General features: G+C 45.1%; 17 protein-coding genes. 5 read left to right on the top strand and 12 right to left on the bottom strand.

All coding sequences use genetic code 11. The features are described from left to right. Positions 1 to 6 precede the first annotated feature (6 nt). From ACFS5N_RS17660 to ACFS5N_RS17645, 4 genes are all read right to left on the bottom strand, one after another. Entirely contained in the window at positions 7 to 897 is an 891-nt protein-coding gene (locus tag ACFS5N_RS17660; protein ID WP_377188755.1) for an ABC transporter ATP-binding protein, read from the bottom strand. A 166-nt stretch (positions 898 to 1,063) separates the two neighbouring features. Beyond that, positions 1,064 to 1,954: a glycerophosphodiester phosphodiesterase family protein gene (locus ACFS5N_RS17655; RefSeq protein WP_377188752.1), complete on the bottom strand. Its 891-nt coding sequence runs from the start codon at positions 1,952 to 1,954 to the stop codon at positions 1,064 to 1,066. A gap of 51 nt (positions 1,955 to 2,005) precedes the next feature. Then, positions 2,006 to 2,725 (bottom strand): ThuA domain-containing protein, encoded by a 720-nt coding sequence (locus tag ACFS5N_RS17650; RefSeq protein WP_377188749.1) that lies wholly within the window; start codon positions 2,723 to 2,725, stop codon positions 2,006 to 2,008. Between the two features lie 115 nt (positions 2,726 to 2,840). Continuing rightward, positions 2,841 to 3,230 carry a VOC family protein gene (locus ACFS5N_RS17645; RefSeq protein WP_377188746.1) on the bottom strand — a complete coding sequence of 130 codons (390 nt, stop codon included), beginning with the start codon at positions 3,228 to 3,230 and terminating at the stop codon, positions 2,841 to 2,843. A gap of 152 nt (positions 3,231 to 3,382) precedes the next feature. Here ACFS5N_RS17645 and ACFS5N_RS17640 point away from each other — a divergent pair, with 152 nt between their 5' ends. The 3 genes from ACFS5N_RS17640 to ACFS5N_RS17630 all read left to right on the top strand — a co-directional run bounded on the left by ACFS5N_RS17640 (position 3,383) and on the right by ACFS5N_RS17630 (position 7,818). Further along, positions 3,383 to 4,546, top strand: a complete 1,164-nt coding sequence (locus ACFS5N_RS17640; protein WP_377188743.1) for an MFS transporter — start codon at positions 3,383 to 3,385, stop codon at positions 4,544 to 4,546. 54 nt (positions 4,547 to 4,600) lie between these two features. Beyond that, a complete protein-coding gene (gene rpiA / locus ACFS5N_RS17635) occupies positions 4,601 to 5,293 on the top strand; it encodes a ribose 5-phosphate isomerase A (protein ID WP_377188740.1) in 693 nt (230 codons plus the stop codon). Positions 5,294 to 5,514: 221 nt separating this feature from the next. Continuing rightward, complete coding sequence (locus tag ACFS5N_RS17630) at positions 5,515 to 7,818, top strand: GH92 family glycosyl hydrolase (protein ID WP_377188736.1); 2,304 nt, start codon at positions 5,515 to 5,517, stop codon at positions 7,816 to 7,818. Between the two features lie 449 nt (positions 7,819 to 8,267). On the opposite strand, the gene ACFS5N_RS17625 is transcribed toward ACFS5N_RS17630, so the two are convergent. Together ACFS5N_RS17625 and ACFS5N_RS17620 are read right to left on the bottom strand one after the other, a co-directional pair. Continuing rightward, complete coding sequence (locus tag ACFS5N_RS17625) at positions 8,268 to 9,041, bottom strand: hypothetical protein (RefSeq protein ID WP_377188733.1); 774 nt, start codon at positions 9,039 to 9,041, stop codon at positions 8,268 to 8,270. Between the two features lie 41 nt (positions 9,042 to 9,082). Continuing rightward, positions 9,083 to 9,331, bottom strand: a complete 249-nt coding sequence (locus ACFS5N_RS17620) for a hypothetical protein (RefSeq protein WP_377188730.1) — start codon at positions 9,329 to 9,331, stop codon at positions 9,083 to 9,085. 434 nt (positions 9,332 to 9,765) lie between these two features. Between ACFS5N_RS17620 and ACFS5N_RS17615 the strand changes: the two genes are divergently transcribed. After that, positions 9,766 to 12,225 carry a glutaminase family protein gene (locus ACFS5N_RS17615; protein ID WP_377188727.1) on the top strand — a complete coding sequence of 820 codons (2,460 nt, stop codon included), beginning with the start codon at positions 9,766 to 9,768 and terminating at the stop codon, positions 12,223 to 12,225. A 235-nt stretch (positions 12,226 to 12,460) separates the two neighbouring features. Beyond that, on the top strand, positions 12,461 to 14,560 hold the full coding sequence (locus ACFS5N_RS17610) for a hypothetical protein (protein ID WP_377188725.1): 2,100 nt from the start codon (positions 12,461 to 12,463) through the stop codon (positions 14,558 to 14,560). Positions 14,561 to 14,615: 55 nt separating this feature from the next. Here the strand turns inward: ACFS5N_RS17610 and ACFS5N_RS17605 are convergent, their stop codons facing one another. The 6 genes from ACFS5N_RS17605 to ACFS5N_RS17580 all read right to left on the bottom strand — a co-directional run bounded on the left by ACFS5N_RS17605 (position 14,616) and on the right by ACFS5N_RS17580 (position 26,076). Beyond that, positions 14,616 to 15,440 (bottom strand): SGNH/GDSL hydrolase family protein, encoded by an 825-nt coding sequence (locus ACFS5N_RS17605; RefSeq protein WP_377188722.1) that lies wholly within the window; start codon positions 15,438 to 15,440, stop codon positions 14,616 to 14,618. 92 nt (positions 15,441 to 15,532) lie between these two features. Then, positions 15,533 to 15,832 (bottom strand): GIY-YIG nuclease family protein, encoded by a 300-nt coding sequence (locus ACFS5N_RS17600; RefSeq protein WP_377188719.1) that lies wholly within the window; start codon positions 15,830 to 15,832, stop codon positions 15,533 to 15,535. 64 nt (positions 15,833 to 15,896) lie between these two features. Beyond that, positions 15,897 to 17,912: a beta-L-arabinofuranosidase domain-containing protein gene (locus ACFS5N_RS17595; RefSeq protein WP_377188716.1), complete on the bottom strand. Its 2,016-nt coding sequence runs from the start codon at positions 17,910 to 17,912 to the stop codon at positions 15,897 to 15,899. A gap of 99 nt (positions 17,913 to 18,011) precedes the next feature. Then, positions 18,012 to 19,604 (bottom strand): glycoside hydrolase family 172 protein, encoded by a 1,593-nt coding sequence (locus tag ACFS5N_RS17590; protein WP_377188714.1) that lies wholly within the window; start codon positions 19,602 to 19,604, stop codon positions 18,012 to 18,014. A 3-nt stretch (positions 19,605 to 19,607) separates the two neighbouring features. Continuing rightward, positions 19,608 to 20,441 carry an SGNH/GDSL hydrolase family protein gene (locus ACFS5N_RS17585; RefSeq protein WP_377188711.1) on the bottom strand — a complete coding sequence of 278 codons (834 nt, stop codon included), beginning with the start codon at positions 20,439 to 20,441 and terminating at the stop codon, positions 19,608 to 19,610. Between the two features lie 40 nt (positions 20,442 to 20,481). Then, complete coding sequence (locus tag ACFS5N_RS17580) at positions 20,482 to 26,076, bottom strand: carboxypeptidase regulatory-like domain-containing protein (RefSeq protein ID WP_377188708.1); 5,595 nt, start codon at positions 26,074 to 26,076, stop codon at positions 20,482 to 20,484. Positions 26,077 to 26,083: the final 7 nt, after the last annotated feature.

Raw genomic sequence — 26,083 nt, 5'->3', positions numbered from 1 at the left:
GTACGGTTAAACGGTTAACGCTTGTGGTTGACTGCCAAAAATGTAAGAGAAGTAAACATCTTCCAGGTCAGGAATTGTTTGCTCGAAACCCGCTTCAGGTTTTGTATCTGAAAGTACATGCAGCGTAGGTTTTCCGGCCACCAATTTGTCTGATATTACGTTCAGGCGCTCTTTGTAATCCGCAGCAAGCTCACGGTCTACACGCTGGCTCCATATTTTGCCTTTAAGGTCATCAAGGGCCTTTAGCGGATTGCCCTGCATCAGTACCTGGCCTTTGTTGATGATAGCCATATCGGTGCAAAGCTCTTTTACATCCTCAACAATGTGAGTTGAAAGGATCACGATAGTTTCGTCGCTCAGTTCGCCCAGTAGGTTCAAAAAGCGGTTACGCTCGGCTGGGTCCAGGCCTGCGGTTGGCTCGTCAACAATAATCAGTTTGGGGTTTGACAATAGCGCTTGCGCAATGCCAAAACGCTGCTTCATACCACCCGAGTAGCCCGACAGGTGTTTCTTTTTATCGTTAAATAAATTGGTTTTATGAAGTAATGAAGTTACCAGTTCCTTGCGTTGGCTACGGTTAGTAATGCCTTTAAGCACTGCTAAGTGATCCAGCAAATCTTCGGCAGAAATTTTGGGGTACACGCCAAATTCCTGCGGCAGGTAGCCTAAGGTTTTGCGTACCTCGTCTTTTTGGTGCAATACGTCAATGTCGCCCAGGGTAATAGTGCCGCTGTCAGGCTCCTGTAGGGTAGAGATAGTACGCATGAGGCTTGATTTGCCTGCGCCATTAGGCCCCAGCAAGCCAAACATACCCGAGTTAATAGTGAGGTTAATGTCCTTAAGGGCCTGTACGCCGTTTGAATAAGTTTTCGAGAGATTTTTGATGATCAGTTGCATGCAGTGAAGGTTAGTTTTTGCAATATATCAAAAATCATGAAAACTATCACCCATAGGTTGTGATGGCTATGCGTAGCGATGGGGTTTCCAAACCCGTCACTGCGTATACCATAAAGACCCATAGGCCCGACACGCAATACCTGCGACTCTTGTTGTATGTTAACGTTTATTTATCCTGGTAGCTGCCTGTAAGCTTAACCAATCTGTCGGGATAATCAGATATTAAACCGTCAACCTGCATATCTATTAATGCTTTCATTTTGGCTTCGTCGTTCACCGTCCAGGGTATAACTTGTACATGATTTTGGTGAGCCGTAGTCACCATTTCGGTGGTTACTATTTTTTGTTCAGGACTTAGAATGGTTGGCGTAAAACCCAGGGTTTTGATACTGCTGTCGTAATCGCCGGTTTGTACCAGGTAGGCCGTTTTTACTTCGGGCATTTGCTGATGCAGTATTTGTAAGGTGCGTGGATCAAACGACTGGATGATGACCCGGTCTGTAACATGTTTTTGGTTTATAACATCCATTAATAACTTTACAAACACCGCTGGTATAGGGTTCTCCACATTGTCGCCCGCGGGGCTGCTTTTAGTCTCGATATTGTAATGTACGGGTTTAAGGTGGTGCGCCTTCACGTATGTTTCAACGCTGTCAATCAGATCGGCCAGTAGTGGTTTATAAGTTTTGATTTTTTGTTGCTGCGGAAAAGCCGGATAATATTTAAGCCCTTCTGGATATTGGCGTATCTCGGCATAGGTCATTTTATACAGCAAATACTGTTTTTCTTCAGACCTGGGGATATCGCTGCCATCGGGCTTTTGCATGATGAGCGAGTTCATGAAGCCATCGTGTGATACTACTACCAGGCCATCGGCTGTAATATGTGTATCCAGCTCTAAAGTACGCACGCCGGTGCGCACACCGTTTAGCATGGCAGGTATGGTATTTTCAGGCATCAAGCCGCGGCCGCCGCGGTGTGCCTCAGTATCAAACGACTTTTGAGCATTGGCCGATAAAAATCCGAGGCCCAATATTAGTGTAAGCAGTTGTTTCATGGATGTAATGAATGTTTAAGTGAATGAGTTTTTAACGTCTTCACCATATTTTTATGATTGATGTGCCACCCATTTAACAGCATTGCGCAAAAGGGTTTGATAGGGTGTTATGTCATGTGCGCCCTCATCATGCCCTAAAGCAATGCAGACAATGCGCGCCCTTGCATTTTTTACCACAAAAACTGATGGGTAAACCAGGACATTACCGGCAACATGGTTGGTAGCTAAAACCTCTATACCCGGCCCTGAAGGATCTACCGCATAATGATACCGCTCGTCTTTCACCGTAAAATGCTGCTCAACACCTTTAGTAACGGGGTGGTCAGGGTTAATAATATCCTCATCAAAACTGCCGTAGGCGTCATGTTTATTGGCCCCGCCGCTAACCAGCGTTAAATTATATTCGGGCCAGCCCAGCCAGTTATACCACAATGCGGGGTGCCCCAAAATTAAACCCTTGCCGGCAGCCACAAACTCAAATATCGCCTGGCGCGAATCAATGTTTACGGGCTGATTGGTAACCAAATAAAGCACATCGGCATTTTTTAAATATTGCGGAATAGAATCGGTGTTGCTGGTGTAAATTACCGAACACAGGTCGTCGCGCTTTAAAGTCTCAGCATCTGCCTGTTTGTACCAGCGGTCAAAATTGTGCGAGGTACCGCCGCCCACAATCAGCACGCGGATCTTTCCCGCAGCCACCATCGGGACACAAAAAAACGTCGCGATAGCAAATAAAAGTAAAGCTTTAAAATAAATACGAGCCTTCATGGGTTTTAAACTGGTTTGCTAAAGTACTGCGAGGTTGTTAAATTAAGAAATTTTTATACGTCACGGCAAGCCAATAAACCCTGGGTTAGATACTCTTTAATCGGGCAGCCGCCAATCACCGCTGGGCAATTAACGACAAAATATTCCCCGCAGGGTCTTTGAACCAGGCAATGTCAGGTCCGTGGCCATCGCCGTACATAATACCTTTGTCGTTTGTATTTAAATATTCAGTATGATATTGCTCAAAAGTAACGCCTTTAACAATCAGGGCATCAACCGCCCTTTCCAGGTCGGGCATTAAAAAGTTCAATACGGTATATGTTGCCGGCTGATGATCTGGCTTTGGGTAGATCATTATATTATTGCTGTTGCCCTGAATATGAAGCTCAAGCACGCCCATAGGGTTGTCACTTACTTTCAGGCCTAGTACTTCGCTGTAAAACTCTTTGGCAGCTTGCAGGTCGTTAACCGAAAAGCTGCTGAATGCATTTGAATCTCCAAACATGATCTTTATTTTTTATTCTAAAATTAGGTGTTATACAGATAAGTTGTGATGGTCATAAAAGCCAATAAACAGGGGCGTTTTAGCATAACATTGCTGCAAACCAATTAGTTTAGGCTATTTTAAAATAAACCGATAGCTTTGTTATTGCATCCATGAAACGCATACTGCCTGTTATCATTATCGCACAGTTTTTTTGCACCTCGGTGTGGTTTGCGGGTAATGCCATTATGGGCGACATCGCCAGACAATTACACCTGGAGCCATCTTACCTGGCGCACCTTACCAGCGCAGTACAGTTAGGCTTTATTGCCGGTACGCTTATTTTCGCCGTATTGAGTATTGCAGACAGGTTTTCGCCGGTTAAGGTTTTTTGTTGCTGCGCGATGATTGCCGCGACGATAAATCTTGGTGCCGGGCTCAACAGCATCGACGCTGCAACCCTTATCATGTGCCGCTTTGCAACCGGCTTTTTCCTGGCTGGCATCTATCCGGTCGGTATGAAAATAGCTTCCGATCATTATCAGCAGGGCTTGGGCAAATCGCTCGGATTTTTGGTAGGAGCATTGGTACTGGGCACGGCTTTCCCACATTTTTTGAAAAGTATAGACACCGGTCTGTCCTATAAATATGTCATTTATGCCACTTCAGTTCTTTCAGCGCTGGGCGGTATAGCCATGCTGCTGCTGGTGCCCGACGGCCCGCATCGCAAACAGGGCCAGCGACTACATTTTAATGGTTTTTTAAGCGGATTCAGGAACCCCGGTTTTCGCGCAGCAGCTTTTGGCTATTTTGGCCATATGTGGGAACTGTATGCCTTCTGGGTTTTTGTGCCGGTGATTTTGGGAGCCTATAAAGAGAGCTACGCTGCGGAGATGAATGTATCCCTGCTGTCTTTTCTAATCATAGCCATTGGCAGTTTATCGTGTGTAGCGGGTGGATATTTGTCGCAAAAGTTCGGCGCCAAAAGGGTGGCAACCGCCGCGTTGCTTACCTCATGTACCTGCTGTATAGCTTCGCCTTTATGCTTATTTGCTAACGCGATGTGGGTTTTTATCGCGTTTCTTTTCATTTGGAGCATAGCTGTAATTGCCGATTCGCCATTGTTTTCCACGCTTATCGCTCAAAATGCGCCAATTGAAACTAAAGGCTCATCGCTAACTATTGTTAACAGCATTGGCTTCGCTATAACCATTGTAAGCATACAACTGGTTACCGCTTTGCGGGTATCCGCGAATGCGCAATATATCTATATGCTTTTGGCAATAGGCCCGGCGTTGGGTTTGATTGCTTTAATGAAAAAAAGTTCTTCTTCTTAGCCTGAACCGCCGTTTGTTATTAAATGCCGATATTGTCGCGTAAAACCATAAGCTATGACAGACTTTAAAATGGAAGCCGCCAAAACAGCATTGCAGTTTATTAAACCGGGGCAAACCATTGGCGTTGGCGCCGGGTCGACCATAGCCAATTTATTAGGACTAATTGCTGCCGAAAGCAATTTGTCTGCGTCTTTAAGCTTCGCCACCTCGTCATTTAAAACAGGTCAGCTTATCTCACAACATAACTTCAAGCTAATTGGCAATGAGCAGGTTAAACATATAGACATTTATTTTGACGGCTGCGACCAGTTCGACGCACAACTAAATGCCTTGAAATGCGGCGGCGGGATCCATACTTCCGAAAAAATCATGGCCAGCCTGGCCGACGAATTTATCTTAATTGGCGACGCTTCAAAATCTGTCGAAAAACTGGATGCCACCTATCCGCTGGTTTTAGAGGTTTTACCCGCCGCGTTGCATTTGGTAAATAAATGGCTTTCGGTATTTATGCCTAACGCAAAGGTTAACATGCGCATGAGCACACAAAAGGACGGCGCAGTGATCACGGAGAATGGCAACTACTTGTTGGACGTGTTTTTTGGTGAGGTGTTGCCGCTTGATAAGATGAATGCACTTAAAATGGTACCGGGCGTGGTGGAGCATTCGCTTTTTGTGGGTTTGGCAAGTAAGGCAATTATTGCCGGAGAGGACGGAGTGAAGATTTTGGAGCCGAAACATTATATCTAATTTGTCATTTCGAACGAAGAGAGAAATCTATACATATGCTTAGCAATCGTAAATACTCGTGTATAGATTTCTCGCGTTGGTCGATGACAGTTGGTTTATTTTGTGTATCCCCAACCCAATTGTAACCAAACAATTACGTTACATCACCCATAAATTTCATAGTATTGATATACAAACAAAACAAACCAATTAACCGCTCTTTTTTTTGACGTGTCATGACTATGAAATTAAAGTATACGCTATTAGCATTTTGCGTGCTGGGTAGTCCGGCTTTTGCGCAGCAAAAACCGGCTAAGTATAAAACTGTGGCCGATAAGCAAATGGCCGGTAAATCGCCGGCCGACTATGTCGATTTGTACATAGGCTCCATTAATCCTAAAAACGGTAGCACCGCGCCTGTTATCAAAGCCCCGGGTGGTAATATGAGCATTTTTCCGAGCTTTAACCCGTCTGTTGAGGATTTTTACCTGTCCGACAAAATATTTGGTTTCCCTACGGGTTTTGGCAGCCTGATGTTAAGCAAGGGCGAGTTTAAGCCAGGCGTGCGCGAAAATGCTTCACACTTTGACCACGATATGGAAACAGCCACGCCATATTATTACCAGGCACTACTGGAAGACCCGAATATCAACGTGGAATATACCATGACCGATAATGCGGCCATCTTCCGTTTTACTATTCCGGCTAATCAGGCTACTAACCTGATCTTGTCCGGAAATTCGGCTATTGATGTAAAAAATAACAAAGTGCTGTCGGGCTCAGGCGCCGCATTTGGTGGTCGCCGCAATGACGCACCGGCCAAAAGATATTTTTATGCTGAACTAAGTAAAGCTGCTACAAGCCATGATACCTGGAAGGTAGAGGCGCCGGCTGGGGGTAACGGCCGGCGCGGTAATAATGGTGGCGGCAATGGCACCTACCTGCACTGGAACGCAGCCGCACAGCCGGTAACTTTAGAGTTTAAGGTTGCCCTGTCAAACACCAGCGCCGACGATGCTAAAGCAAATTTGGATAAAGAAATAGGCAAGCAAACCTTTGAGCAGGTTAAAACCAAACTGAAGGACCGTTGGAACGCCGAGCTGAATCTGATAAAAATTAAAGGCGGCACCGAACGCCAGCGCAGTATTTTTTACAGCACGCTTTACCGTACCCGCGCCCTGCGTATGGGTAACGTTTGGGATACCTACCGCAGCGCATACGCTTTGCAGGACCTGATTGAGCCCGGCGAATCGGTAAAAGCTATTAACAGTTTTATTGATGCCTATGAGAAAACCGGTTGGTTAACAAACTCAGGCGCTATGATTGGTAACCACTCCACCTCAGTTATTGTTGAGGCTTACCTGAAGGGCCTGCGTGGTTTTGATATTGAGAAAGCTTATGCCGGCATGCGCAAAAACGCTACCGAAGGTACCATGATACCCTGGAAAGACGGCCCCGGTACTACCGAACTCGAAAAGTGTTATTACGAAAATGGTTTCTATCCGGCACTACCTATACGTAAAGACGCTGACGAAAGAAAACCAGTCGGTAAATATGATAAACTGCCTTATCAGGTAAGATGGACGCCAACTTTAGAAGTGGATGAGTGGGTTCCCGAGGTTGATTCATGGCACCGCCGCCAGTCGGTTTCTGTAACGCTGGAGCATTGTTATGACGACTGGTGCCTGGCGCAAATGGCCAAGGCTCTGGGTAAAGAGGACGATTATCAATTATTCATGAAACGCGCTCATAACTACCAAAACCTTTTTAAACCGTCTATCGGCCTGATGGCGCCAAAAACAGCCGACGGGCAATGGGTTGAGCCTTTTAACCCAAAAACTTCGGGCGGCTTTGCCGGCGAGGGATACTTTGCCGAGTGCAACTCGTGGGTGTATACCTGGAGCGTGCAGCACGATATTCAGGGTTTGATCAACCTGGAGGGCAGTCGCCAGAATTTTGTGGATAAGCTGGATGAGCTGTTTACTACCGGCCATGACGGTATGGATAAAATGGCTTTTCAGGGCCAGTTTCCGGATATGACGGGTTTAGTGGGTATGTATCCGCAGGGTAATGAGCCGGCTTACCATATTCCGTACCTGTACAACTATGCGGGCCAGCCATGGAAAACCCAGCAAAAAATACGCTTGCTGATGAATCTTTGGTATGACGTAACGCCTCAAGGTTTAGCAGGCGACGAAGACGGCGGCGCAACTTCAAGCTGGTACGTATTTAACGCGATGGGTTTCTATCCGCAATGCCCGGCCAGCGCGGTGTTTGACTTAGGCAGTCCGATATTTGAAGAAAGCACTATCAATGTAGGCCACGGTAAAACTTTTGTAATAGAGGCCAAAGGCGCATCGGCACAAAACAAATATGTGCAAAGCGCCATGCTGAACGGCAAGGTGTGGAACAAGCCCTGGATGAAAAACAGCGATATTGTTAACGGCGGCCGCCTAACGCTGGTAATGGGTCCGCGCCCTAACAAAAACTGGGGCAGCGCGCCTGGCGATGCAGCGCCGTCTATGTCGGTGGCGACGGTAAATTAGGATATTGTATAAATAATCTACGTGATGCCGTCCCGTCAGCCAACGGATCGGCATCACGTTTTTGTATTTTAGCCTATGATCGGCGTTATCACTGTTCAGAAGATTTAAAAAAGCTTCTTGTCATGCTGAACGTAGTGAAGAATCTTATTTAATTGATAGGTAAACAGGCGGACAGTTCGCAAACTGTAGAGGGTGATAAGATCCTTCGCTATCGCTCAGGATGACAAAGTGGATTTCCTAACACTTATGGTAATTAGCCTGTGGTCGGTGTTATCACCTTAAAAAGCTTCTTGTCATTCTGAACGTAGTGAAGAATCTTATCTGATTGATAAGTAAACAGGCGGACAGTTCGCAACCTTTAAAGGGTGAATAAGATCCTTCACTATCGTTCAGGATGACAAAATGAATCTTCCGAACACTTATGGTAATAACACCAACAGGGCATAGCCTTATACCGGCAATTCAACACTGATTTTATTCCGCTCTAAAACTGCCCTGAAATTAATTGTTCCATCTTTTTCAAACAATTCGCCCGTTGTTGAGTACGATAGCTTATAGCTACCCTGTTGTTCGTATAAATTAATTCTAAAGTCGAGCGAGGCCGCATACATAATGCCGGCCTTGTTGGCAACAAAAACCAGGTCTGTAATAAACTCGCTGCCGTCGTTATCATTTTGCCAGCCATCCTGATGCGTGAAAAAGAAATTCTCAAGCATCATAAACTCTTCATCATAACTTGTTGCCATTAACAGCCCTCTGCGCGGGATGGAAACAATTATTTGATCTGTCTGTAAAATATCACAAAGCTCGGTTAAAGAAACAGCGGAAAGAATCTTTTCAGACGAGTGATGATAACCGGCAGCAAAGACTATACGATTCTGCACGTTTTCCAACAGATTCAATTTTTGAGGTAAATAGGGCTCAAATACATAGCTGTCTATGTTTTCCCGCCATTTTAAAAACTGACTGTTAATGGCGGGATTTTCCAGGTCCTTTTCAGTTAAGTAATAAAGTGCGCCGCCCGCTTCTTGTGTAAAAGCGATATTCAGGGCTGTTTCTCCACCACGGTGTTGCAAAAACGGAACGGTATAAATACCTGGCGGACGTAGATGATCCATCCGTGTTATCAAAGGTAAAACGGGTAAGGTTTCCTTATCGGCCCCACTTAAAACCGGGGATGTTGGTGTTGTCTTTTTACTCCAAAGCTTATCCAGTATTCCCATTTTTGCGCTTATTGTATTGTTATACCAACTTTAAGCAGGTGCTATTGTTTCAAAACACCGAAATTCGCAATGGTGGGGAGTTTGTAATTCCTCTCGCAGTTGTTGGCGGTAACCCAATAAGGACGCGGGTGAATCCGCACCAGGTCATCGCGAGGTGGCAATCTCTGCGCGATAGCTATGCCCGGCATTATTTCATCAACAGGGTAAACTTTTTTCAGGACGAGTGACATAATCTGCTGTTTCACTCCGGGTGTTTCACTCCTTAAATCTGGTTTTTCTAAAAATGGCATAAGCTACTGATAATTAATTGATTGTGAAGTATATCTCAACCTTTTGTACTGTTTCAAAGTGTTTCACTAAATTTGTTATTCAATTGATAAACAGGTGTTTGTGTGAATTTGGTGTTTCAAAGTGTTTCATATTTTAGTGAAACACCGTATTCTTGTAAACCAGTTAAATACTTATGAAAAGAATTACCTCATTCGCCGTAATATGATGGCTGATAAGCAATGTCGCTTTATCATAATCAATAATATTATACCTCAAACGCCCGTATTAAGGATGCCGGCGTATTTAGTTATAAGCGTTTTATTCAGGGATATTGAAAATAAATGAATGATTTTAGCATAAAATGCCGTTAATTAGGCGATAATTCTGCGTAATGCTAATTGCGCCATATTAATACCTTTAAAATTCAATTGCTACAAACAAAAACTATACATTCATGAAAAAAAAACTGCTGTTTGGATGCTTAGCGGTCCTGTCAGGTTTCAGATTTGCATCTGCACAAGAAAGGAAAGCTCCTTCGTATCCTTTAATCACGCACAATACTTATTTCAGCGTTTGGTCGAACACCGATAAGCTGGCTGAATCAACCACTACACACTGGACCGGCGCTGCACAGTCACTAATCGGTATTATTAATGTTGATGGCACTGATTACCGCTTTATGGGTAAAGAGCCTGAGCAATATAAAACCATCCTGGCTGCGTCAGACGAGAAAGACTACTCAGTAAAATACACCTTTACCGAGCCAACCGGCGACTGGACTGCACTGTCATACCCGGCAACCGACTGGAAAGAAGGTATGGCCCCAATTGGCGATAGCCGCGGCGATAAGATCAAATGGAGAACTAAAGATATCTGGGTTAGACGTACTTTCAACATCACCAGCACTGACGATATTAACAAACTATTTCTTAAAGCTTCATGGGATGACAATATCGAGGTTACCTTGAACGGTAAAGACATTTTTACCCGTGTTGGCGTAAGCAAAGGTTTTGAAATGACCCCGTTAGACAAAGACAAGCTGAAAGTGGGCGAAAACATCATCACCATGCACGTAGTAAATACCGGTGGTGGCGCACGCGCCGATATCGGTTTGGTTGACAAGCTGAAACCAACCATTGCCAAAGAGCTGGAAGTTGCCGATCAGAAGAACGTAAGTATTACTGCTACCCAAACTATCTACAACTTCAAAGCGGGTAAAGTTGACCTTGATGTTACCTTTACTTCGCCTTTGTTGCTTAATGATCTGGATTTGTTATCTCGCCCGGTAACTTATATTACCTACCGTGTAAAATCAAACGATAAAAAAACACATGCCGTTAAAGTATTCTTTAGCGCATCGACAAACCTGGCCGTTAATCAGCCTAAACAGGCTGTTACTGCTGCAGCAGCGGGCAATGGCGCACTGTCATTTCTTAAAGCAGGTACCGACGAGCAACCTGTATTGCAAAAAGCCGGAGATGACGTGCGTATAGACTGGGGTTATATGTACGTAGCGGTACCAAAAACAGCAGGCGCTACACAGTTTATCACTACCGAGAAAGAATCTGTTCTGGCTTTCCGTCAGGGGCAAACCAAAACTACCGAAACCAAGGGCACCGGCCTGGCGTTGAACACGGTTATTCCGTTTGGTAATGTTGGCGCTACATCTGTGGCTAAATATGTTGAAGTTGCTTATGACGATGTTTACTCCATGCAGTACTTCAACGCCAACCTGCGACCATGGTGGAACCGCAGCGGTAAAGCAACCATTATTGGCGAGTTGACCAAAGCCAATACTCAATACGCTTCTATTCTGCAAAAATGTTCAGCTTTCAACAAGTCGATGTTTGCTGATGCCGTTAAGGCCGGCGGGCAAACTTATGCTAACCTGTGCGTTTTGGCTTATCGTCAAAGTATTGCAGCACATATTTTGGTGCAAAGCCCTCAAGGTGAGATCCTGTGGTTCTCGAAAGAGAACTTTAGCGGTGGTTTCGTTAACACCGTTGACGTTACTTATCCTTCTGCTCCGCTATATCTTATTTACAACCCTAAATTGATGCAGGGTATGCTGAACGGTATCTTTTACTTCAGCGAAAGCGGTAAATTTAAACATGACTTTGCTGCGCATGATTTAGGCAGTTACCCACACGCCAACGGCCAGACCTATGGCGAAGGTATGCCGGTTGAAGAGTCAGGCAACATGATTATTTTAACCGATGCGATCTGCAAAGCACAAGGCAGCCCGGCTTATGCTAAGTTGCACTGGAAAACCCTGAGCACCTGGGTTAATTATTTAACCAAAGAAGGTTTTGACCCTGCTAACCAGTTATGTACCGACGACTTTGCGGGTCACCTGGCGCGTAATGCAAACTTGTCTGTGAAGGCTATTGTAGGCATTGGTTGCTATGCTCAACTGGCCGAATCATTAGGCGATAAAGCCACTGCCGAAAAATATCGTGCGATAGCAAAAGATATGGTAGGCAGATGGCAAAAAATGGCAGGCGACAAAGATCACTTCACCCTGACCTTTGAAAACCCGGGTACCTGGAGCCAGAAATATAACCTGGTTTGGGATAAAGTGCTGGATCTTGACCTGTTCCCGCAGTCAGTTTACGACACCGAGACTAAATACTACCTGAGCAAACAAAACGAATATGGTTTGCCTTTGGATAGCCGCAAAACTTATACTAAATCTGACTGGATTTTGTGGACCGCTACATTTGCGCCAACGCAGAAAGATTTTGATAAGCTGATTGATCCGGTTTATAAATACGCTTTAGAAACCCCAACCCGCGTACCGCTGAGCGACTGGCACGAAACTACCAACGGTAAACAAACAGGCTTCCAGGCCCGCAGCGTTGTAGGTGGTTATTTTATGAAACTGCTGGATTACAAAATGCACAATAAAAAATAATTATCGATATTTTACGATATGATAATGGTGAAAAGCCGCCCGTCAGCCGACGGGCGGCTTTTTTGTTTTGGCAACAAGATATTTTGTTATTTGATTTATTGGCTAATAATTACGTACTTAGATAAACAAACCAATTAACCTGTAATCCTCTTAAACATAATCATCCCCTGATTTAAGCTGCATGTTGCTGTTTGGCAAAAGCTGTATTAGTGGAGATCATCTTATCGCAGTGCCTATGAGAACAGCTTTACTTGCATGTGCCTTCTGCTTATTTTCAGGACTTTTAAACCTGGCAAAAGCACAATCTGAATCGGACGAAGTAGTGGCCGACTCCTCAACTTACGACCTTGGTCGCGTTAGCATCAAAAAACGAAATGTACAAGCGGTAACCATCAAAGGTGCCGATCTGGAAAAGACGCCTTTTACTGATCTGAAAGACGCAATAAACGTTTACGTTAATGGCGTTTACAGCGCACATCAAAAATATGTGTATGTGATTGACGGTATCCTGAATGCCGATATCAACGCGTACAGTATTTACGATATTGATGAGATAACTTTTGTACAAAACGCTGCGGCTGTATTAAACGGTACAGACGCGGCCGGCACGCTCATCCTCGTAAAAACAAAACATGGCGGCAATGAGGATAAAGGCATTACCGTGGCCGGACAGTCAGAATTCATAAGGCTTACAAAGCATTCCAACCTGAATCCGTATTCGCCAAATCCTAAAAGTAATGATATGTATCATCAGTACTATATTTCGGCTTATGGCAATTCTGATATCATTAGAGCAGGTGTATCGGCCGAAATATTACATAATACCATCCCGGCAGGCGCCTATTTATTATCCATTGCAAACGGATATTCCGCGACGCCAATAGCCACCAACCGTTTTAAGTTTAACGGCTTTTTGGATGTTAAACTGGGCGAAGGTACACTGTTAAGCGTAAATGCCGGCTATGTGCCGCAAAGAGATCATTATCATAAAGAATATGTAGGCTCGCAAGGCACGCAAAACAGCGACAATTTTTACAACAGCCAGAATTTGTTTTATACCGATGTTAAACTGGCCAGCACAATAACCGAGGGCCTCACCAACAAAATAAGCGCAGGTTTTCAAAGAATGAGCGATCATGGCGAATATCTGTATACCAGTTACACAGGCGCAACCCAGCTAACCGGCGGTAGCCGGCAGGATTCAACCGCGCTGATAAATAGTTTTATTGCCAGGGATGATATCACTTATCATGTCAATATCAGTGATGACTTGTCATTACAGCCAAATGTTAATTTTACTTACCGGCAGGTAGATAATCCACACAGCGCCCAATTGGCCACCGTTCAGGGCGGGGTGTTTCGTACCTTCATCGACAATCATTATCCTACTAAACAGAAACTGGCAATTTTAACCCCGTCGTTAACGGTTGGTTATCAAGACTGGCTCACGCTGCAAGGCGGTTTTCAAACCTATGTTAACAGCAACGCTCAACCAACTGTTAAGGAGCATGACCAGACACAACCGCTGCCATTTGCTACATTGAGCGTTGATTTATTTACACCGATGGATCTGGACACTGACGAGATGCGTTTGACGATATTTGGATCGTACGCTAAAAACTTTAATTATTCCAATGATTTGTATGGCACCTTAATGGATCAGCTGTATACCCACCCCGGAAACAACGCCGACTTTAGCGTTCGCCCTGACCCTTACCGTGTTTATACTCAGATTCAAGGTGGTGCGGTTTTTTCTTTTTTAGAGAACAAGCTATCGCTGAGTTATAACTATACCATGAAGCAGTTCAACGCGGGGCAGGTTGTTATAATTATGTTGCCGACCATAACAAGCAGGTATTCAAATACCGACGCACGTTTAGAGCTGCATCGTGTTGGTGTTGATTTTAAACTTCCAACCGATGGTGATTTTACCTGGCGTACCAATTTGAACGGTACCCTGTTGGTTACGCGCGACAACTACAAGATAGAAAACTATATACCTGAAATTATGCGCCTGGGTTATCCGGGAAAGCCATTTGTTACCGGCGGCTTTGTCAATAATTTAAGTTACAAAGATGTTTACCTTGATTTTGGATTTGTTTACGGCCTTAACCAGGCTAAGACGGCACATCCAACCTATGCGCCCATTTATCAGCTAAATGGTAAAGACAATATCTTCGATCTGCAAAATATCGACCTGGGTTATAAAATACCCGTAAAAGCAGTAAAAAGCCTTGAGGTTTACGTAAATGCGCGTAATTTGCTGCAAAGCGATTATTCCAAGTATACCGAGAACCGCAGATACGTAGGCGGCGGTTTTAAAGTGGGCTTATAAAACGAATGGTATGAATAAGGCGTCCTGCTGTGTTAGCAGGACGCCTTGTTTTATTTTACAGCTTTTTCAGGATCTTAACCAAACTTTTAGCAATGATGGCACATCCCGCGTCCGACGGATGCAGACCATCATAAGTTAAACCGATGGCGTCAACCGGATATGGGTAGTCATCAGTAGCCGGGTTAAACGGTACGTCAATAAATTTTGGATAAGGCAAATCAACATACCGGCCGCTTTGCACATCTTTCAGGCGTTTATATTTTACCAGTTTTGGCAGGGTGAAATCGGCGTTATGGTACAGATCATCCACCGTAATGTTTTCAAGTTTGCCAATAGCGGCTATAGCGTTAGCAACAGCTGCTAAGGTCTGCCCGTTCTTCTCGCGGTATGAGCCGTAAGCGTTATTCCTTTTATCAAGCACATACACAAAATCAACCCGCTGCAAGGGCGTCATCAGCACAATTTTAGCATCCGGGTTTAACGCCTTGATCTTATCTAAAATAATCCTGAATGACCCATTGACAGTGCCATTGCCCGTTTTGTTTTTATAGTCATCAATAGTGCCGATGGGGCGTCCCTGCCACCAATCGTTAGTGCCCAGGAATACAGTGTAAACATCGCCTTTCGGGATTTCCAGTTTATCGAAGCTCTCGGCAATACCGCCCGATGTCCAGCCATTATATCCTTTGTTGACATAATGGATATAATCCAGTTTTTCGGTAACCTGTGTCAGATAGCCTTTCGTCAGGCGATCCTGCGTTTCATTTTTATGATCGTTCAGATAAGTGATCGAGTCGCCGATGGCTACCCAGGTTATCTCTTTGTGTTTGAATGAGGCCAGCACACAAACGGCTGCCAAAGCCAGGATGATCTTTTTCATTTTAAAATCTCTTTTTTATTTAAGTTTAGTCATGCCGAATTTATTTCGGCATCCCACCTGCAAGGTCTGGTCGCTACAAGGTAGACCTTTAATCAGGGCAGCTCTAATTTTGATTTCAGATCTCTCATTTCAGGGTTTTCTGTTTTAATCAGATTAATCTTCCAGTCTTTATGCCATCGTTTTAATTGCTTTTCCCGATCAATGGTATCAGTTATTCTTTCAAAATATTCATAATAAACCAAGTCATACAATTTATATTTTTTAACGAAAACCGATCCTTCGTTATTGATATGCTGCCAAACGCGTGTTTTTAAGTCACTTGTTACACCGATATAAAAGGTCGTTCTATATTGGTTTGTCATGATATATACATGACCTTGTTTGTATATCATCTTTAATGGTTGTCTGCTTAGCGCGTGGGATGCCGAAATAAATTCGGCATGACTATCTTTTTTGTTATCTCCCCACCACCGGGAACTGCGAAATGCGCAGCTGTGTACAACCATAAGGCACCAGTGTTATATCCTCATCTTGCTCTTTAGGTGTGCCTTCATTATAAATTACGCCATAGGGCATTGGGCCGGTCATGTCATCGTACAAGGTCCAGTTGGGGATGCGCCGCGCTTTTACAGTAAGTTGTAACGGCGCATTGGTCAGGTTCCATGGGTAAGCAGCTACCTGGTCTTTCTTTTGTATAGTGAAAGCTTTTTCCAACTGATTGTTGCGTGTTTCTAATAAACCATAATTCCATGGCGTAGTTGGGCGAACTTCATAGTACTCGCTGCCATAAGCTACCGGGTCAATGGTGTTTTTAACCAGTTTACTTTCCTGGCCAATCTTCAAGGCATACACCAGCGGACCGCGTTCAATCGAAACCGAGTTTTCATACCAGGTGTTTTTAAAGATGTGCATCGGCAGTTGCAGTTCAACTACGTCGCCGTTTTTCCATTCGCGGTTTATCTTCACAATCTGATTGCCCGGCGATTGCTGTAGTTCAGCCCCATTAACTTTTACCATCGCATTTTTGCACCAGGCCGGTATACGCAGGCTGAAAGGGAAGGTAACCGATTTGGTTTTTTTATTTAACACGAGTGTAAACCGTATATTTTCGTCAAATGGATAATTGGTCTCTTCCTTAAAGGTAACCGGTACGCCATTAGCCACCTTAGCGTCAACGTCGCTGGCCGAATATACTAATGCCGCCAAGCCATTATCGGGCGTTGCATACCACAGGTTTTGGGTGAATTTTGGCCAGCCCTGGTGCATGTTTGATGTGCAGCATGGATAACCGGACAATAGTCCGTAACAAACATCGGTGCCGGCGTGGTTTACGTTAAAGTTGCGCGCGGCGCGGGTAAGCATCACCTGGTTGGCCTGCTGAAAATACTGGCGGGTCATATAATCTTCTGTAGTTTGCGCCGGCAGGGCATTAAAGGCAATCTTTTCCAGACGATCAGCATAATCAACACCGCCGGTTATGGCTAATGAGTTTTCTAAAGTAAACATCATTTCGACAGCGGTACAAAGTTCTGAGCCCTGGGTAGGATTGTTGCCATGCAATGATTCATCGGCACCAAAAAGACCGTGAGCCATGCCGTTATATTTGGTCAGGTCGTGCAGGCCCTTTTCCATGGCATCCAGGTATTGTTGTTCGGGATGCTGCTGATAATAGATCAGCGGTTCTTTCATCCCCTCGGCCAGGTTTACGCCGTGTGCGCTGCCCAGGCGGGTCAGCATGTCGCCCCTTTGAAAAGCTTCGGTAAAGTTAAAGGTTTGCTTGTGGATCAGATCGCCCAGGTCAAGCAGGAATTTATCGCCGGTAATATTGTACAGCCACTCAACCACCATCAGGTTGTCGCCGCCGCGCCATTCGGCCCAAAAGGTCCAGTGGTTAAGCGGTTCTTTAGGTAGCTGCTGCAACTGGTATTTAAAATAATTGGTAAGCAGCGTTATCACGCGTTTGTCGCCGGTGGCGGTATAGTATTGCTGTAAAACTTTCAGCATTACCATTTTTGGCCACCAGTCGCGGCTGTTGTCACGCTGTATGCCGGGCTCGTATGAGTAATCTTTCGACGGACCGAAATAACCATCTGGCTGCTGGCTTTTAATGCTCCACTCAACCCAGGGCTTTACTTTAGCAATCAATTCTTTGTCTTTGAGGATGTAAGCCAGCGGCAGCAAACCGTCTATCCAGTAGGGCCCGCGTTCCCACTGGTCGCCGTCGCCGCCCAACCAGCCGTTGCGGTTGCCCATCACCAAAGGATACAATTTGTCGAGGTTGCCGGTAGCGCCCTGTGCTTGTTTAAGCAACATTTCGCGCAGCCAGCCATGCGGCGTAATAGCGCCTAAGGGCAGCTGTATGTATGGATTTTGCTTTAATGGCGCTTTAGCCAGGGTATAATTTTGGCTACGGCCTGTTTTTGGAGCAATAGCTAAACCGGCCACAATAGCCAGTGCAAAGAAACGTCTCATAGAAAGGGAATAATTTGGGCCTAAACTTAAGAAAATCTAGCCGAGACGCAAAGTATTGCACCTTTACAGGGACAATCTAAATTTAATATCAGCCATAGGTTATTGAGGTAATTTTCCGGGTAAAGTTTGATGCGCCGCAGCGCTGCTTTTAGCCCCCTTAAAGCCGTACCAGTAGGTAGTTGCAGCAAAATCGGCGAAACCATCTTTCCAGCCCAGGGTTTCCAAACTAAAACGGAACGATTTTTTAAATGGTACAGCGTCCAGGTTACGGGTGCGGGTAAAAGTGTTATAACCAAACGAGTCGGCATTATCTGCGCGCGGCGCATTGGCAAAAGGGGTTTGGTAAAGCACCACCGGCGCCCACGAGGTATTGTAATAATCCTCGGTACCGGTACCATATTCCACCGGGAATTTTGCGCCATCTACCCAAAGTTTCTGATCGCCCTCGCCGTACCAAACGTGCATGCGGTTATAAACGGCAAAGGTTTCGCCCACAAAAACGCCGCTGCCTTCAATGGTATTCAGGTCCCAGTCCATCGGGTAGTTTTTATCTGTCGGATATACCGGTACGTCAACTTGCCTTAACGGCACATTTACCTGGTTTTTCCAGTCGGCATGAAAGTACATGGTATATTTGTTCCAGTTCCAGTGTTTGGTTTGTGCCTTAAGTGATACCCGCACAGTTTTATCATTCAGGTTTAGCAGCGTTATTTTGGCAGTATGCTGGTATGGCATTACCCAGCGACAAAGCATCTCGCCGTCTGCAGTAACCGCGCGGTACCAGCTTTTTAACGGCTTGCCACCTACACCCGAGCCCGAGAAATCCCCGATAGGGCACCAAACGGTTTGTTCGCCGTCAAAATCTATTTTTAAAACGGTAGAGCGCAATGCCTGGGCATAATCGGTGGGGTTATCAGTTTTCAGGCGGATAGATAGCATGTTGATACTTGACGAGCCTGCCGGCAAATCGACTGAAGCCTCGCTATTCGGCGCAATGACCTGATCGATGCCGGTAGCTGGGCCGGTAATAACGCTATCGGGATGCAAAAGCTTGTCATTGGCCTCATCGACCTTTTTCATCAGCCCGGCAAAGTTTTCCTTGGTAAATGTTTCGGCACGGCCAAGCTTAATATAATTGATCTGGTAATAGCGGGGTTGATTGTCCGGATCCTTATCCTCAAAAGTTACCTTGCAGTGTTTGGCAAAAGGCATAGGCAGATAAAGTGTGCTGCCGCCCTTTTCCTTCGGCTCATAGCTTGAATGCGGTTGTAGCAAAGCGCGGCCCAAAGGCAAACCTATCTTCATTAAATCATAAGCAGGAATAGTGATCTCCGGCTCTGCACGGTTGTCAAAATAAATGCGGATGACACCATCGCGTTTAAATGTAGTGAGCCAAAAGCGCACTACAGCGCCGGGGCCGTCAACATCCAGCATCACATTTTCTTTGCGGCCATCCACCTCCTCGGTACGAATGTATTGAGAGGCATCCCGATTGGTGAACCAGCCCGGCTGGTCAAAAGCTACCGAGCGGCGGTCATAGCTGCTGGCCTGATATTCATTATTTCCTTCGGATTTCATCGCCCGGAATCTATTGTCGGTCATAACGGATAGCATGATCTTGGTATCAACCGCGCAACCGGCAAATATTAAAATCGACAGCAGTGCTATAATAGCTTTTAAACCTTTAATCATGCCTTAATACTTTTTCATGATGTTAACCAGCATATCGGCTATGCGCTGGTGGCCTTTGTCTGACGGATGCAGGCCGTCGTAACACCAGTTCATGGCCTCAACAGGGTAGGGGTATTGGGTAGTATCGGTTGGGTTAAAGGGTATGTTTATATAGTCGGGATATTTATAGTCTTTGTATTCGCCGGTTTTTGGGTCGCGCAGGCGTTTAAAGTTTACCGCATTGGCAGAGGTAACCCCGCTTTTATGGTAAAGATCAACTAATTCAAAATGTTCTCTTTTGGCGATGTCGATAATGGCATCGGCATAGGCCGATAGCATCACGCCACTGTTGTTGGCACTATACGACCCATGAATAAAACTGTGGATGTTATTAATATCCACATAATCGGCCCGCTGAAAGGGCGTGATCAGGATGATTACCGCATGATTGTTCAGGCTTTTTATCTTGTTGATAACCGTACGATACGAACCGTAAGCCGTGCCATTGCCGGTAGCGTTTTTATAATCGTCGTATTTACCTATGGGCAGGTTGGTCCACCAGTCATTTGTTCCCAAAAAAACAGAATAAAAGTCGGCTTTTTCAAGACCGAGGTTATTAATATTATCGGCAATGCCTTTAATGGTTAAGCCAGGATAGCTTTTGTTGGCAAAATGCATGTAGGGTAGTTTTTCAACTACCCTGTCCATGTATCCTTTGGTAATGCGGTTTTTGGTGAGGTTGGGTTTGTCGTTCAAAAAAGTGATCGAGTCGCCAATGGCCATCCAGTTTTTTTGTTGCTGAGGTGCAAAAGCAGCCAGCATACCGGCCAGCACGAATAGTACCGCAAATTTTTTCATATCAGAGAGACATCAGGTTTATATGCTGATGTCAAACTTACTAATTTTTTAAAGTGCTCATAGTGGCGTTATTATTTTTAGGTGTGAGCTTAATACTGGCATCGCCTAAACCGCCGTTGCCATCAATACCTGCCACTTTTACGGTGTATTTGCTTTGTATATCGCTGCTATAAAATGATACCCGGGCGCGTCCGTTCTGATCGGTAGTGATATTGGGCTCCCAGAATATGGTTGCGCGGTTATCATCTACGTTTACCTTTGAACTCACATCATACTTCGGGCTATAAAATTGTTTAGGTTCCAGCAAAGGTAATGGGCGGTAGGTTATAGTGCCCGGGGTTTTATTTCTATAAGTACCGATGCCGTTTTTGGTGGTTATTTGTATAAAAGCAACATCGTCAGCATGGTAGCCTGAATTGTTAGTATATTTTTTGCTGTAGGCGATTTCCAGCCCGGAGACAGCCGGAATTTTAAGCTGCCTCATTGCTTCTATAACTTCACTTTCGGGTGCATTCAGATCATACTCAGGATGCGGCCTGTTAGGACGGGTTGATTGTATAGCTCCATAAAGCGTTCCACGCGGAATTTTAACAGGATTAACATCCATGTCAAGTATCATTGGGCTGCCGTCTGTTCTTAACACCGTTTCAAAGCCATTAAAGGCAACGATAGGCTCAACGACAAGGCCATCCTGATAGTTAACGTAACGTGCTCCCAATACTCTAAAACCGGGTACCTTTTGTTTTAACAGTTCGTATACGTCAGTAGTTTCCGATTCCTTGATATCCTGTTCGTCAAAAATTAAGTCGGCATTCCCTGGTCCTAAAGGATTTTGCGAATTCTTAATTATTTTCTTGTCCTTTATTTTAACTTCTTGTAAAACATGGCCTGTCATTTTAAACTGTTCGTCAAGCTTTTTGCTGTGTTTTTTAACATAGTTTAATTGTACACTATCAGTATTAACGTACCATGGCATAGCAAGTACATTAACAATGTCGAATACACGCATCGGTACAAACTTATCATCGACAGAAATGCTGCCAAAGCTCATGCTTTTACCATTGGCTTTCTGCCCCTGTATAAAATAGGAGCCACTGTCTGCAGGAGGTAGATGCTCAAAAACATAGCGGCCGTTGGCATCAGTAGTGGTAGTTAATACAAAACTTGGTTTTTGCGAAGACAGGAGCACCGTTTGATTTGCAACCGGCTTGTTTAAAATGTTCCTGACCATACCTGTTATTTTGAACTCGCGTTCTGCTTTATATTTAACAGGCCTGGCCTGCGCAAATATGTCTTTCCACACGTAGCCGGTCCACCCCTGGGTAAGCATCAGGTTGTCAAGCGCCCGCCAGGCTTGTTTATCTTTCCTGTTGATGTAATAGCCCGGCGACTCAACATGCCCTTTTAAATCGGCATTAAGCAGCAGGCTGGTGCCTATATTATTGTCGCCCAGGCTATCGGCCTTAACCTGCGAATCGTCTGTAACTGCTAACGAGAAACTACCTTGTACCGGCAGGCCGCTTTTATCCTTCACCACAATGTCAAGGCCAACACTATCGCGTTTTAAAAACATGTCTTTGTTTGGTTTTATGCTGATGTTTAAATTGTCATTATTTTCTATAAACACGGCACGCTCATTAAGGGGCTTTTGCCCGCTAAAAAAAGTAAACCTGGTTATACCCGTCGGAAACTGATTTTTAGCTACAGTTAAGGAAGGGTTATTCTGATCAACCTTTTGGCTATAGTAAACAGAGCCTCTGGACAAGCCAACTACATAACAGGCACTATCGGCAGGTAATGATTGTACGCCTGCAATACTGATCTTCAGCTCATCACTTTTTTCAGGATTATCAATGTGCATTACCGTGCCAGTGGGTTGTATTTTGGGTAAATTGAATGTTTTGACAACAGGCTGTGCAATGCGTGCCTGGTAATTTTCGCCGGCTTGCGGGGTAAATTCAAATGAGCCCATGCCGTTGTGCAGGGTCATAAATGAAACTACCTGTTTGTCTTTGCTGTCATATATACCACCAACAATCCCTGCGCCCAGGCCATCTTCGCCAATAGCCTTAAAGCCAACTATCGACTTAATGCCCGCAACCAGGTTTCCGCTTTCGGGCAAAAACTGCACCTCAATTTTTTGCGGCCGGTTGATGACGAGCGGTACCTGGGTGACTTTAAAATTGTCGTCTTTTTCAAGGCTGGTTATCTGCGCCCTCATGCGCCGTCCGTCTGAGCTATTGCTTACTTCCTCATTAATATTGACAATCCCGTTGGCACCTGTCTGCAATTCTACTTTTGAAAGGTAATGCCATTCGTCATATAATTTAACTTCTACTTTTTTATAAGCAACCGCCCGCCCCGGGTCATTAGCATAGCTAAGCCTGATATTGGCCTGGACCATAGTTTTATTACCCTCCTGCTGCAAAGTTGCTACCGGTTTTGCCAGCCACGCTCCGGCAGATGGCAGGCCCAGATAAAACCGCTGGCTAAAAACATAGGCGCCGTTAAAGTTTTGCATCCAGTTGGTATATGCCCGCAGCGTGTATCCGCCTTCTTTAAATACCCCCGGCGATAATAAAATTTGACCGTGGCCCAGTCCGTCTTTAACAGGCATACTAACACGTCTAACTACTTCGGCGCTATCATCAACCAGTTCGACATAGAGCAAGCCGCTTAAATGCGAAGGGCTAAGGTTTACACCGTCTAACACATAGCTTTTAAACCAAAGGGTGTCGCCAAGGTTGTAGTAAGGCTTATCGGTATGCAGATAAACTTTTTCAACAGGCAGTCGCTTGTTAAAACTGTCAACCGGGGCAATGATCTTTGCCAGATTTTTATCTGTCGATATGCCAACCGGGCGACCGGCAGCCTGCGTTTCATCTACCGTATATCTGAATACCTGGCGGCCTAACTGGCCGTCAGCATTAATACCCTCAATCACCACGCGATAGGTGCCTGGCCCATCGGCATTAAAGAAATTAAAGGTGGTATTGCCGTCTGCATCGGTTTTTAAATATGGGTTCCAGTAAACGGTAGTGCGTAAATCAGGCTGCGAGCTGGCCCTGCCGGGGCGGTCATATCGTGGCGAATAAAACTCGCGTACTTTATTATACCCTTTGGGGCTAATGTTGACAATACCCGGATTATACGTTCTGCGCGATGTGCCCAGCCTGGTAAGTATCAGCACGCCTGGGCCACTCAAATAGTTAACCATTGCTGCATTGGTTCTTACCACCTCGATTTTGGCAACATCTTCAGGCGCTACACTATAGTCTAATATTTCAGATTCTTCATCGCTATTATTAATGCGTCTGCCATTCAGGAACAAGGTGATTCCCTTTGATGACTCCCGATAGCTTGAATTTTGCTGCAGCGGAACCAATGTACTGCCCGCAGGCCCGCTTACTACGGCAATACCCTGCAGCCTGGCCTGCAGGTATTGTGCCAAGCTTAGATACCGCGAAGCCTCGTTAGCGTCAACATTGATGAGTTGGTCTGCCGATTGCTCGTCGGGTAGTTTATACATGCCTTGCGGCGTGATCTGGCTTTGCGGTATACGTGCGGCCGTTTTAGCCCTGATATTCACTTCGCGCAAACTATGCATTTTATCAAACATGCCCAGCTTTTCATATAGGTCATCGTCTTGTTTCATCTTGTTCATATATGCCTTTAAAGTGGCACGGATGTCGGTACTCAGGTCGGGCCAGTTTAAATTTTTGCTCACTTTAATGCCGGCTACAGTATCCATCTCCACAATAACGCGGTCGCTTTGCCCGTTACGCCCCTGTACGGAGAATTTGATGCTGTCGGTTATAAAAAGTTTATCGTATTTAAATCTGCCGAGGCTGTCGGTAGTAGTTAATTTAGTAACCCTTGCTTTTAACGATGTTAATATAACTGAGGCGTTGGCAATAGGCCGGTGCCCTAATGTGGTCACCCTGCCTGAAATAGCAGTGCCTAAACCTTCAACCGCAAACCTGGGCTTGGTATTTATCGTATTTTCCAACGCTTTCCAGGTAAAGCGACGATACCCTTGCGTAAGCATTAAATTATCTAACGCTTTATCAACTTGTTCGCCTTTTTGTGCAAAATAATAATTAGGTTGCTCTACATAACCTTTAAGGTCGGCCGTTAATAACAGATTTGAGAAAATCGTGCTCTCCTTATTCTCATCAACCGGACTCTTTGTCTCATCAACAACCGAAACAGAAAAATTGCCAAATGTTGGCTCCCCGGTGCTGTTTTTGGCGTTTAGCGCAATTTGTACCCGCTCTTTACTTTTATACACCGGCTTAGCCGTTTTGATATCCAAAACCATTTGGTCGTTGCTGCGGATAAATGCCAGTCGCTCATTCAATGGCTCGCCTGTGTTACTAAACAAAGTAAACTGCGCAATGCCCGATGGGAACAATTTTTTAGATAGCCAAATAGTACTCATTGTATTTTCGATTTTTATTGGCGCCGAAAACACAACCTCACCGTTAGTGTGCACAACAAAGTTTACATTGCTTTGTAATAGGCTTTTTGACGCATGTATGCGCACCAATACGCTATCAGCATAGGGTTGGTATACACTTAAAACATACCCTTGCGCTGCGGCGGGTGCCAACGGATAGGCTCTGGTGCTGCCATCGTCAAAAGTAACATTGGCGGTATAGCTTTTGCCCGGCTGCGGATTTAATAAAAAGCTACCCATGCCTGCGTGCAGGGTTTCTATTTTGGCTACCTCGTTGCTTTCGTTATCGGTAACATTGCCTTTAATGTTGATGCCTAAGCCGTTGGTGCCAACGGCTTTAAACGCCACATGCGAAGTAATGCCATTGACCAAACTGCCGCTCTCGGCAAAAAATTGCACATCGCTTTGCGAAAACCCTGGTTTAATGGCAAAGTCGCGTACAACTGCTGTTTTATTGCTGCCCTGAAAAACGGTATGTATAAAAACTCCTGCGGGGTTTTTCTGAACATCGGCTGGTATGGTAATTTTTAAATTACCCATAGCATCTGTTTTGCCATTTTGCTGCCAAAGAGTTTTCTTTCCGCGCATTATTTCAAAGCGAATGTCTTTTTCACTCAGTGCATTGCCAGTATTGTCGGTATAGTTGAGCAGGGCCGAGAGTTGGGTTTTGCCGCCGTTGTTTGTATAATCAAAATCGGCTTTGGCAATCACGCTGCTGCCGGCGTCGCCCACTAAAAAAGTATGGTCATAAAAATAATCCTCACCTGCGTTACGCATCCATCGGGTATAGGCACGTATGCGGTAGTTGCCTTGCTGAAAATCATCGCCCAAAATAAAATCGCCCATTACCATACCTGCGGTTACCGGCAGTTTAAGCTGCTGCAGTAACGAGTCTCTGTCGTTAATGAGCTCTACATACATGGCTCCGCTTAAAGATGAAAGCTGATGCCGCGGGCCAACGGTCAAATAACCCTTAAACCAAATAGTATCGCCCAGGGCATAATAGGGCTTATCAGTGTGCAGATAAACTTTTTCCTGCGGGATGCTGTCTGTCCAGCGTTGCAGGTTAGCCATGATTTTAGCGAAGGGGTCGTCATCGCGCGGAATAAAGGCCATCAGCCCGATAACCAGGCAGCAGGCGCAAGTTTTAAGGATGAGTTTGAGTGACTGTTTCATTTTATTT

The sequence above is a fragment of the Mucilaginibacter ximonensis genome (genome assembly GCF_042686265.1).
Lineage (GTDB): Bacteria > Bacteroidota > Bacteroidia > Sphingobacteriales > Sphingobacteriaceae > Mucilaginibacter > Mucilaginibacter ximonensis.
This window is presented reverse-complemented; position numbering and strand designations above follow the sequence as displayed.